11 protein-coding genes are annotated in these 11,763 nt (G+C 40.0%); 7 read left to right on the forward strand and 4 right to left on the reverse strand.

The window, feature by feature from the left end; translation table 11 throughout:
- The 4 genes from A9239_RS19975 to A9239_RS16955 form a co-directional block, all read left to right on the forward strand.
- Positions 1-250: hypothetical protein (locus tag A9239_RS19975; protein ID WP_218104641.1), on the forward strand; the 250-nt coding region annotated here is incomplete at its 5' end.
- A gap of 222 nt (positions 251-472) precedes the next feature.
- Positions 473-901 carry a winged helix-turn-helix domain-containing protein gene (locus A9239_RS20710; RefSeq protein WP_230669089.1) on the forward strand — a complete coding sequence of 143 codons (429 nt, stop codon included), beginning with the start codon at positions 473-475 and terminating at the stop codon, positions 899-901.
- Between the two features lie 80 nt (positions 902-981).
- Positions 982-1,269 (forward strand): transcriptional regulator FilR1 domain-containing protein, encoded by a 288-nt coding sequence (locus tag A9239_RS20715; protein ID WP_230669091.1) that lies wholly within the window; start codon positions 982-984, stop codon positions 1,267-1,269.
- 516 nt (positions 1,270-1,785) lie between these two features.
- Positions 1,786-2,412, forward strand: a complete 627-nt coding sequence (locus A9239_RS16955; RefSeq protein WP_048118457.1) for a restriction endonuclease — start codon at positions 1,786-1,788, stop codon at positions 2,410-2,412.
- A gap of 172 nt (positions 2,413-2,584) precedes the next feature.
- Here the strand turns inward: A9239_RS16955 and pheT are convergent, their stop codons facing one another.
- Positions 2,585-4,213 (reverse strand): phenylalanine--tRNA ligase subunit beta, encoded by a 1,629-nt coding sequence (gene pheT / locus A9239_RS16960; protein WP_048118454.1) that lies wholly within the window; start codon positions 4,211-4,213, stop codon positions 2,585-2,587.
- A gap of 898 nt (positions 4,214-5,111) precedes the next feature.
- Here pheT and A9239_RS16965 point away from each other — a divergent pair.
- Entirely contained in the window at positions 5,112-6,350 is a 1,239-nt protein-coding gene (locus A9239_RS16965) for a DUF4214 domain-containing protein (RefSeq protein ID WP_052712737.1), read from the forward strand.
- 533 nt (positions 6,351-6,883) lie between these two features.
- On the forward strand, positions 6,884-7,555 hold the full coding sequence (gene rnhB / locus A9239_RS16970; protein ID WP_048118451.1) for a ribonuclease HII: 672 nt from the start codon (positions 6,884-6,886) through the stop codon (positions 7,553-7,555).
- Between the two features lie 92 nt (positions 7,556-7,647).
- Here rnhB and purQ read toward each other — a convergent pair whose 3' ends face one another.
- The 3 genes from purQ to A9239_RS16985 all read right to left on the reverse strand — a co-directional run bounded on the left by purQ (position 7,648) and on the right by A9239_RS16985 (position 9,740).
- Complete coding sequence (gene purQ / locus A9239_RS16975) at positions 7,648-8,346, reverse strand: phosphoribosylformylglycinamidine synthase subunit PurQ (protein ID WP_048118448.1); 699 nt, start codon at positions 8,344-8,346, stop codon at positions 7,648-7,650.
- A gap of 63 nt (positions 8,347-8,409) precedes the next feature.
- A complete protein-coding gene (gene purS / locus A9239_RS16980) occupies positions 8,410-8,661 on the reverse strand; it encodes a phosphoribosylformylglycinamidine synthase subunit PurS (protein WP_048118445.1) in 252 nt (83 codons plus the stop codon).
- 797 nt (positions 8,662-9,458) lie between these two features.
- Positions 9,459-9,740, reverse strand: a complete 282-nt coding sequence (locus A9239_RS16985) for a MarR family transcriptional regulator (RefSeq protein ID WP_048118442.1) — start codon at positions 9,738-9,740, stop codon at positions 9,459-9,461.
- Positions 9,741-9,976: 236 nt separating this feature from the next.
- On the opposite strand from A9239_RS16985, the gene ilvD reads away from it, so the two are divergent.
- The gene (gene ilvD / locus A9239_RS16990) at positions 9,977-11,638 is read left to right on the forward strand and encodes a dihydroxy-acid dehydratase (protein ID WP_048155180.1); all 1,662 of its coding nucleotides are present in this window, start codon (positions 9,977-9,979) and stop codon (positions 11,636-11,638) included.
- The last annotated feature ends 125 nt before the right edge of the window (positions 11,639-11,763 follow it).

An 11,763-nucleotide genomic window follows, 5' to 3' on the forward strand; every position in this document is an offset into this window, starting at 1 on the left:
TGAGTTATTCAGTGAGTTATTCAATGAACTACTTATTGGGTCATTGGCCTGGTTGTTTATTGAGTCACTCATTGAGTTACGGACTGCGTTGTTCATTGGGTTATTCACCGGAACACCGCAACTGTGGATTGAATTACTGATTGAGCTATTAGCCAAACCGTCAGGTCTTAGAGGTTCAATTTCTTCAGAACCTTTGCAGTGTGAAGAATATTTTTTTTCAGAAATCAGTGTTCTCACCACGTTGATTTAAGAACCAAAAAAATACTATAAGAACAAGAAATATACTTTAAGATTTATCTTTTTTGTTGTTACTACTTCTAAAACCAATAAAACTGTACTGATCAAACCTTGCATACACAACATAACATACAACATAAAATACAATAAAATAGTTAAAAACCAATGATCCATAATCAAAAAGTTTTTATGATATTGGTATAGAGGCAAAGGTAGAGACCGGAAGTGAGCAAAAATGAAACACTGCCTTCTTAACCTGATTCTTTTTTCTGGAAGAAGAAAAGATATTCTACTACTCTTAAAGGAAAAACCAAGAGACGTTGATGAGATAAAAGAATTGCTTAATGTGAATGCCAGTTCGATCCAGCTCCATATGAAAAAAATGAAAGATTCCGGCCTGATAACCCAAAAAGGCAAAATTTACAGTTTGTCCGAGATTGGAGAGATAATAGTTGAAAATATGCAGCCCCTGCTCAGTACGACTGAGACCTTAGGAGAAAATACTGAATACTGGCTGAGCCACGATTTAAGCTCGATTCCTGAGTTCCTGCTGGAGAGAATCGGCGAACTAGGGCACTGCGAGCTACTGGAACCTGACGTCGGACACCTTTTTGAAACCCCAAAAATACTCCGGGATAGTATTCTAAGCTCAAGGAGACCCTAACCTTTGTATCCTATTTTCACCCTCAAGCTCCTTCAATTTATACCGAACTTGCGGAGACGGGAGCTGAAATTGTACTCTGTATGACCGAAAGTGTTGCACAGCGTTTATTTTTAAATAATCGTATAGAAGCAGAGAAACTGTCCAGAGCAGTTAACTCCAGGCTTTTTATATCACGAAGGCCGACAACAATCCCATCCCTGATTGTAACGGATAAGATCATTGCATTTAAACTCTTTGAAAACAATGGAAAGTTAAGGGACCAGCTAATCCTGTCTTCTGGAGAAAGAGCACTATGCTGGGGAAAGGAACTTTTCAGGTACTATCTGGAAGCAGCCGAACCTCTGAATGAGAAATCGTTTTTTCAGTAACACCTGATTAAGGCCCCGATTGATACTAATTCAGATATCCAGTAACAGATAACGGACATACTCTAGCGGATATACTCTATGAAAGCTTTGTCCTTGAAATCCAAGCCTGCGAAGAATTAAAAAACAAACTGGATATTCAGTCATTCATAGTCTTTCTTGGACTTGCCGGGCACATCCTGAAATTCGTACCTTTGTCCTATTTTTTCAGTGACTGCCTCTGCAAGCGCATCTAGGATGTCACTCAAGCCTTTTCAAACAACCCTTTTTAAAAAAAACTGCTTGCCCGCAACCCTTTTAAAAAAAACTGCTTGCCCGCAACCCTTTTAAAAAAAATGCTTGACCGAAAACCCCGAAAAACGTTTGAGTTTGAAAATCTTATTTCCAAACCCTATCGGAGTGATCAACCGGCGTAACGGTTGATTTATAACCAATTATAAAAACCTGAAAAATAGTAAATTGGGAATATAAGTAAAATTTCTAGATAAAGGCAAAATTAAAATAAAAAGGAGGCAGGTCATGAAATTCTGGTTGCTCAAAGCTGCAGGCACCCTGGAAGATGAAGAACTGATTCTGGAAAACAGTGTAATTACAATAGGGTGGGCTGAATTCCCGGATTTGTCAGGCGTTAGAAATGAGGCACAGGTAAAGAAAATAATGCTCGAGAAATATCCCGGGATGCAGGAAGAGCGTAGTTCTGCCTGGACAGGAGAGATATACTCATTTATCACAAAAATAAAGAAAGGAGACTTTGTGGCAGTTCCACTAAAAACCAGGAACGAGATGCTGATTGGAAAAGTTACCGGAGACTATGAGTATCGGCAGATCAGTGATTTTATCAGACATATCAGGAGTGTGAGTTGGTCTAAAACGATCCCGAAGGGAGATTTCGAGGAAGAATATGATGTTGACCTCAGTTCTCCTGAGACACTTTCCCTTATAGAAGCAGGCCCTGAAAAATTTTTAGAGATAACTGAGATAAAAACCCTGGGGGTCCTTCTTGAAGAGCTTAACTTTACTCTTGATGAACTTGGTTCCCTGAAAGAAAGGTTGCTTGAACTTACTTACAGGCTAGCTGAGACTGAAGAGATTTCCGAAGTCAGAAAAATCGCAGCCGAAATGGGGAAAATGCTGAAAGAAAAGTGAAGGAAAAAAGAGAGAAGAGAGAAGAAAAAGAGGAAAATGAAAGAAAAGAATCGGAGGGAAAATGAAAGGAAAGAATCAGAGGAAAAATAGAAGAGAAGAAAAGAAAAGAAAAGGAGAGAAGAGTCTCTTCTCAACTGTCTCTTCTCAACTTAAAATCTATTTTTAACCAATATTAAACAATAAGGTCATTGAGGTCAAGTTCAAACCCGACAACTGCGTATCCAAGGGCAAAATTGTTTATGACCTCAGGATGGAATTCTCCAAAGACTCCGAGTTTTTTGCCATTGACATAAACATCAGCCCGCCTGCCTTCAAGGAATGCAGGATCTTCGGACTCTTTTACCTTGTAGGGAAGCATCATTTCCCTCATCAGAGCGTCTACAACCTCATAGATCTCGGTAAAGTTGGCCTGCGGGTGAATCGAGACTGCAGCTACGTGCTGGCCGGTTATTTCGTTATTTACGACCTCGCCGAACTCGAAAATCTTCTGAGGCAATTCCCTGTGCTGATTTAAGGCAAGAATTTCAAGGAGGTTCGGAAGCAGGTTTGTCCGAATCATTGTCTGGTCTTCGCTGATCGGGTGAAGCACATAGGTAACATCATCCGTTTTTGGCCTGCACATGTTATCGAAGTTAATTTTTTCGCTGGTAAGCGTAAACGGCATGACCTCATAGTAGCCGAGCCCTACCATTATCTCGTTTACGGGAGCGCGAAGCAGGGAAATCGGGTGAGACTTTCCTGGGGTATAGGTTTCAGGAATCTTTACTTTAATATTTTCATATCCATAACCTTTGGCAATATCTTCTACAAGGTCGTAGTTATGAAGAATATCGGCCCTGTAAGCCGGGACTTTTACCTCGATGGTTTCTTCGTCAAGGGCTTTTGCTCCAAAGCGCATTCTCTCAAGTTGTTTAACAATTTCTTCGATGGAGAGTTCCATGCCCAGAAGGTCTTTTACTTCAGTTTTTGTAAGGAACCTGGTTTTTGGTTCAAGGTCAGGCAGGATAAGTTCTCCGGAATCGGGCCTGATAACCTTTACGAATTCGATCTGGCCACCTCTTTCCGCAAGGGCGGTAACAACAATATTCAGGGCGGTATAAACGGCTTCTCCAAGTCCAGTAACATCAATAAAGAGGTCGGTTGTGCTCTCGGTCACACTTGTAAGTGTCCCGTTAATGATAGGCGGGAAGGACAGCACATTATCGTCTGAGTCCAGGATTATTGGATATTTCTCAAAGCCCCTGACAAGATGGGCAAACCTCGTGCCTTTTGGGTGCTTTTCCAGGATTTCGGTCATGCTCATTTTTTCAGTGTAGTCCAGTGGCACGAACTCGAAACTCGGGTCTACAGCCATATACCTGAAAGGCGGCTTAACGTTCGAAATATCATGCACGCCTATAGACACTTTTTTCCTGTTTCTTCCAAGCCCCCAGTGCAGGTCTTCCTGAAGGTCCATAAGGGATTTTATGGACGAAGATGTGAATTTTATGCCCCTTACAACCGCACACCCGAGAAAAGGCCTGATTCTAAGTATCTCCTCACTAACCGAGATTGAAACCTTTGGAGGCTTTATCTCATACTCTGACAGTCCGGTCTCGATGTCCAGGAAACCCCGCATTGCCCTGGCTGCTCCTTCTACACTGTAAAGGTCAGGCCTGTCAGGGAAAAACTCGATATCTATAGATTCCTCTTCAACTCTTTCGATATCGGCCCCTATCATGGGCGCTCTTTTTATAATGGTTTCCTTATCGGTTCCTGTGAGTTTTTCTAGGTCGTCGTACTGTAAGGTAATTACTGGCATTGGTGATTCATCCCCAAGAGATGTGGAAATCTAATATCAATCGTAACGTTTACACTTAATATTTAGAAAGAATCAAGAACATAATGTATTAAAAAATGTTTAGAGATCCCTTCTTTTAGGTGTAACTCATCGTGAGAATAACTATAATTTAACTCCCAAAATACTCTACTTTAGATTTAATGCTTTTGTTTGTGAGGTGTTTGAAGAATCTCAGTGTGATCTTGAAACTCTGGAAAGCCTGTAGGCTGAAAACTCGATTGGATTGAAAGCCACGGGGGCGAGTTTGTTCCAGAGTCCCTTATATAGCAGGCACAGAAGGATGTCTTAATATTCAACCAATTCTACAACTGGGCAATAAGTATTTTTGACTTTAAATTCAGGTAGGAAATTCTTCCAAAATTCAGGTGTGAATTCTTTATAGCTAATACTTTACTCCCAACCATGAAATTAAACACATTCTTGAGCCTGCCTGCTAGAATCAACTTTGCAGGTCTAAAAATTGTAAGAAATAAGCTAGAAACAAAAAATAAGCTAGAAGCACCTGGGACAGCAATGTTCTGGAGATTAATATTGCTGTCTTGATTGTAAGATCAAAACAATTACTTTTAATACATTTTAGTTTAAATTAACATTCAGAGCCTAAAAAGCAAATTTATATTAAAATTTGTGTATATAAATGCTTAAATGTTTTCAATATCTCTATAGCTAGCCAATAAACTAACCTAATATAGAGAATACTGGAATGTTTGAACAGAAATTACTTGCTTGATATCTGTAATTAAGTACACAAACATTGTGATTTCAATTCCAGTATTAAGGCAGTTAAAGATATAATGCTATAATTTTTCAGTTAACTGGAAAGTTCTTTAAGTAAGTGGATTCGCTAGGTGAATTGAGGATGGGACAGAATTTTGATGAATTTATCAATTATTGCTATAGCAAGATCTTAGGTAGAGTTCCTGATTCTGAAGGGAAAGAACATTATATTGACTTATTGAACAAAGGTGTACCAAAACATGAAGTCTTAGTATCTTTTTTGAACTCTAATGAATATGCAGGGCGCCTAAAAAATCCCTCAGTAGAACCTCATGAAAGTTTGAAATCAGAGCAGAATTTTGACGAATTTATCAGTTATTGTTACAGCAGAATTTTAGGCAGAATTCCTGATCCTGAAGGAAGAGAATATTATACCAAAATATTGAATGAAGGTACACCAAAACACGAAATCTTAGTATCTTTTTTGAATTCCGATGAATATGCTGAGCGCGTAAAGTATCTCATGAGTCCTACAATTAAATTTGCTCCTCCAGGACATTTTTACTCTCCATTAACAAATCTGGATGACATCTTGGACTTATATCAAAAAATCGACAAATTCCGGAACCCGACTGGAATTGAGATTAATGGTGATAAGCAGATAGAATTACTAAAACAATTCCAGAAATATATTTCCGTAATCCCGTTTGGAGATGGTTTCAAGCAGAACAATACCAGGTATTTTTTTAACGGAGACGAATGGTATAGTTACGGGGACGCAATTGTATTATTTTGCATGATCAATTACTTTAAACCAAAAAGGCTTATAGAAGTAGGATCAGGTTATTCGTCAACTGTTACTCTGGACACCTGCGAACTGTTAAACCTTAAAACGAAGATAACTTTTATTGAGCCTTATCCAGAGCTTGTTTTAAGCCTATTGTCTGACCGAGATGATCCTGATAAGCTTCTTTTGAGAAAAGGGGTTCAAACTGTAGATTTGTCTTTTTTTGAAGAGCTGAACAGTGGGGATATTCTGTTTGTAGATAGTTCTCATGTTGTGAAATTTGGGAGCGATGTTCTTTTTATTCTTACCGAAGTACTTCCCCGTCTGAAACCTGGTGTGATTATCCATTTTCACGATATCTTCTGGCCATTTGAATACCCTATTGAATGGCTGGAACAGGGTTCTGCATGGAATGAAGCATACTTCTTAAAGGCATTACTTATAAATAATAAAAATTACGAAATTTTATATTTTAATGACTATATGGGGCAAATGAATCACGATCTTGTGAAGGAATACATGCCACTGGCATTGAAAAATTCGGGATGTGGAATCTGGTTAAAGAAACTTGAGTCTGAATCCTCTGTTGTTTGAAAAAGTATAAAGCAGCAATTAATATAAACTGTTGACAGCTTTCATCCTGCGTTGAACCTTGAAGACATATAAAAGATCCTTGCTAAGATTGATATCTCTTGGTAAATATTATTTGCAGTCCTGTTCCTCAGATCATGAAAGCAATCTTTCAGGACAAAAAATTTCTCCCGTTATCACAGGTTCTGGAAACTCAGATCTCCTATGAGCTAGAATCTACAGCTTTGCGTCTCTTTATACTCTTTATATAATCTTTGCAGTTTTGAGTGTTTATCTTATTTTACTCCTTTAGTTTTCATTATGCGAATTTGGAAAAATTTGGCAACATGTGGACAGAAAGCGTCAAGAATAGCCGGAGGTCAGAGTGTCCATATAGTGAGAACGGAAAAGGGATTCCTAATCGTTTTTTGAACCTGTGAATACTTTTGTAAATGGATTTTCATTTTTTCAGAGATTCTGTAGGGCAAACTATACCTTTATTAACTTTTATAAATAATAAGAAGCTCTCTTCCTTCAAATCAGGAGACAACCGAAAAATGATGATCGCAGGAATTGATGAAGCCGGAAAAGGCCCTGTAATCGGGCCCATGTGCATAGGAGGCGTAAAAATTGAGGAATCCAGAGAACATATCCTCAAAGTGCTAGGGGTTGCGGATTCCAAGAAACTGACTCCCAGAAAAAGGGAACAGCTTGCAGCCCAAATTAAAAAACACGCAGACGGCTTTTTTGTTCTTGAGGTCAGCCCTTCTCAGATTGACGAACTCCGGAAAATTATGACAATGAACGAGATAATGGTGGTCTGTTTTTCAAAAGTGCTCGAACAGTTAAAGCCTGACCTCTTATATGCCGATGCTGCTGATGTCAATGAAGAACGTTTTGCAACCAACATCCGCAAGCAATACTCAAAAACCAACCCTGAACATGCAAAAGAAATAGAAATAATTTCCATGCATCAGGCCGATGCTACTTATCCCGTTGTATCGGCAGCCTCAATTATTGCGAAGGTACGCAGGGATGAGCTTATCGAAGAGCTTAAGAAAGAATGGGGCCTCGACTTCGGTAGCGGTTACCCCTCAGACCCGAAGACAAGAGGATTCCTGTTGAACTGGGGAAAAGAGCACTCAGGGAAGTTCCCTGAAATAGTCAGGCAGTCCTGGCAGACTGTAGAAAATATCCGGGAAGAACTAAAAAAAGCCGAACTGAAGTAAGTATTAGAGAAACTACAAAAAAGTTCTGAAAAATAAAAGAAAGAAAAATGCGGAGATATAAAAAATAAAATTGGAATATATATTCGAAATTTTTAGAAATTCTCAGTAATATAATCCACCATGGACTCGAAAACTCGTAGACCATCGTCTGAGCCCAGGATCGATTCGGAAGCTCTTTCCGGATGGGGCATGAGACCTAAGATATTTCTTGAAGTGTTTACAACTCCTGCAATATTTTCTAGAGAACCATTAGGATTAGCTGCATCCGTTACTTTTCCGTTTTCATCCACATAACGGAAGACAACCTGCTCGTTTTCGTCAAGCTCGGCCAGAGTTTTCTCTTCGGCATAGAACTGACCTTCCATATGGGCAATAGGCATTCTGATAACTTCACCTTTCCTGAACTTCGAGGTGAAAGGCGTATCAACGGTCTCTACCCTGAGGTTAGTCCAATGGCACCGGAATTTCGGGTACTCATTAGTTGTCAGAGCACCCTCAAGCACCCGGGCTTCGGTAAGAATCTGAAAGCCGTTGCAGATCCCAAGCACAGGCTTACCTTCGGCTGCGAGTTTTTTTACTGAGTTCATTATTGGAGTGCGGGCTGCAATTGCTCCTGCCCTGAGATAGTCTCCGTAGGAGAATCCTCCAGGGACGACGACTCCGTCAAAACCTGTCAGATCTTCTTGTTTGTACCAGACAGTCTCGGCGTCCACACCCACAACGTCTTTAAGGACATGCAGGACGTCCTGGTCGCAGTTTGTGCCTCCGAACTGAAGTATGGCAATTTTCATTTTTTTCCCTCAATTTTCAAAGCTTTGGCTTTTTCTTATGCCTTAGTCGCTTATCCACACGCCTCAGTTAAGTTCCTTGAGCTCGATTGTATAATTATGGATAATTGGGTTTGCAATAAGTTTCTGGCACATCTCATCAACTTTCTGGTTTGCAATCTCGGCAGACTCGGCCTCAAGCACGATTTCATAAAGCTTTGCGGTCTTTACGCTACTGACCTGGTAGCCAAGTTGTCCGAGGGCCCTTTTTGCGGTAGTGCCTTCCGGGTCAAGCATACCTGCTTTCTGTTCAATTCTAACTGTTGCCTGGTACTGCATTTATAAACCTCAATTTTAAATTTTGAAATTAACTGAATGTCCCCACTTTTCGGGACTCGAATGCGGGATTAAATAAGATAAGTAAATAATTCTCATTTTCACCATACTAATTATAAGGTATTTGATTTATTTTTTGGCGAGAATTATAGTGTTAGGTTTTCCTAATGTGTCTTTTGTTTATTTTTGGACGTTAGCTGGTTCTTATCGCCTTACCAGCGCCGATTTCAAGGGAAATAAGGATAAAACATATTTAATCTTATGGGTTTCAGTTTGTTTTGGCTGCTGTGGCTGGTTGAGTACTAAAAATAGAGATTTCAATTGAGTCCTGAATGCTTATAGGCTCTCTAAATATCATTGAAATGGTCATTTTCTGGCTCATTTTTAAAACTCAAAACTTCCTATAAGGCTCAAAAATCATCTTAAAATCCAAATATTACTCTAAAAATTAAAACTTATTTTAAAAATCTAAATATTTTACGGGTCTCTGGGGCAACAAGGCTTACTTTAAAAAGGCGCACGTGGCTACATCAGGTCGGACTTTACTGTATAAAAAATACACTTGCTGGAGTTTTTTGTCTATCAAGCGATAAAACAAGGATAAACTGAGGATAAACTGAGGATAAACTGAGGATAAACTGAGGATAAACTGAGGATAAACTGAGGATAAACTGAGGATAAAACTACGCGAGAGGCCACTTCAGCCAATTATGAAAGTTTTGTATGAATTTTAAGGAGACAAAAAAATAAAAAAATAACTGTGGGAAGTTTTAACTTCCCTTACTTCTTATTACTCAGACTTAGTTCAGTATCTGATTAATTTTGCTGTAAAAATCTATGATAACACCAGTTGCCTCATTGTCCATGTTCAGTTGGAAAGTTCGGATTTGCTTACCCAGGGGTTTTTCCTGAACAATACCTGAAAGAACCAAAGGTGTAATAACTCTTGATACGCTGGAATGAGACAGACCAGTTTCTTCAGCTATCCCTGAAAGATAGGTTGGTTCGTTCTGGTTTTTTATCAAGTTCTTAAGAACTGTCATCTGTGCGGTTTTTCCAAATATTTTTTCCATTGAATCCATTGATATCATCTCAGAGGTGGCTATTCTCTATAAGTGATTTCCAGTTCCAATAACTGTTGACGGTTAATAAACTTATCTTCTAATTTAATAGGTTAGAGATCTGTACGAATACTCTTAATATCTGGATTCTCTACTTTATCGAGAATGTTTAATCTCTCTAATTTAGCTTCAAGCGCGTAAGTCGTATATATATTATAACTTTTTATCTTCACTACGAGATTTTATGGAGATTTAATATGAGAAGCGATATCATCAAAGAGGGACCGGAAAAGGCTCCCAATCGCTCACTTCTAAAAGCGACCGGAGTCACAGATTCCGAGATGAGAAAGCCGTTTATTGCAGTTGTCAATTCCTGGAACGATATAATTCCTGGTCATATGCACCTTAACAAACTTGCTGAGGCTGTAAAAGCCGGAATCAGGAATGCCGGAGGAGTTCCTTTTGAATTCTCTACCATAGGAGTCTGCGACGGTATTGCAATGGGGCACGAGGGTATGAAATATTCCCTTCCCAGCAGAGAAATTATTGAAGATACAATTGAACTGATGGTTCAAGCTCATCAGTTTGATGGTATGGTCCTCATTCCCACATGTGACAAGATTGTGCCAGGTCACCTTATGGCAGCAGGCAGACTTGATATCCCTGCAATTGTTGTAACCGGAGGGCCTATGCTCCCTGGATACATCGATGACGGTTACAAGGATTTCATTTCAGTCTCCGAAGGAGTAGGGGCTCATAGAGTAGGCAAGATTTCAGACGACGATCTTAAAAGACTTGAAAATTTTGCATGTAATGGAGCCGGGTCCTGCGCAGGGATGTTTACTGCAAATACTATGGCCTGCATGACCGAAGCGCTTGGCCTGAGTCTTCCGGGCTGTGCAACTGCTCATGCAGTGGATGCAAAAAAGGTCCGAATTGCCAAGGAATCCGGTGAGCGTATTGTCGAAATGGTTAAAGAGAACCTGACTCCCAGAAAGATTGTCACTTTTAAATCTTTTGAGAACGCCATAATGGTAGACATGGCAGTCGGAGGTAGCACAAATACCACGCTGCATCTTCCTGCCCTTGCCCATGAATTCGGGCTGAATCTCCCTCTTGATAAATTTGATGAACTGAGCCGGAAAACACCTCACTTGATCTCGCTTCGTCCTGGAGGGTCAAATTTTATGTTGCATTTTGACAGAGCAGGTGGAGTTCAGGCAATTATGCAGAGACTCTCCACGAAACTTCATCTGGAGCAATGTACTGTCAACGGCAAGACTATTGGGGAAAACCTGAAGGAACTGGACATTGTTAATCCGAAGCTTAATAAAGAGATTATAGGAACTCTTGAAAATCCAATTCATGTTCAGGGAGGAATTGCAGTCCTTAAAGGCAGTCTTGCTCCTGGAGGTTCGGTTGTAAAACAAGCCGCAGTTGATCCCCGGATGCATGTTCATACAGGTCCTGCGCGGGTTTATGACGGCGAAAAAGCTGCTATGGAAAGTATCCTTGCAGGCAATGTGAAACCTGGAGACGTTGTAATTATACGATATGAAGGCCCGAAAGGTGGCCCTGGAATGCGGGAAATGCTTGCAGCTACAGCCGCACTTGGAGGTATGGGCCTGCTGGAATCGGTTGCTCTAATAACTGACGGACGTTTTTCCGGAGGTACTCGTGGACCCTGCATCGGTCATGTCTCCCCTGAAGCTATTGAAGGAGGGCCAATTGCTCTTGTGAAAGATGGAGATATGATTGAAATCAATATTCCTGAAAGAGCCCTGAACCTGAAAATTTCAGACGAAGAACTTAAGCAACGGAAAGCTGCCTTCATACCTCCAAAAACTGAGGTCACAGGTTACCTTGCCAGGTACCAGCGCTCAGTCCATTCCGCAAACACAGGCGGGATAGTTGACTAAGTTGTCTGATTATGTTTAGAAGTATTGCGTGTTTGGAGAGCTTTTTTCTCCATTACTTTTTTTAATTATTTATTACTTCAAGTGCTTTTGTAGATATGATTTTAGTACTAGGACTTACGCAGTTA

It is taken from the genome of Methanosarcina sp. A14, assembly GCF_001729375.1.
GTDB classification, from domain to species: Archaea; Halobacteriota; Methanosarcinia; order Methanosarcinales; family Methanosarcinaceae; genus Methanosarcina; species Methanosarcina barkeri.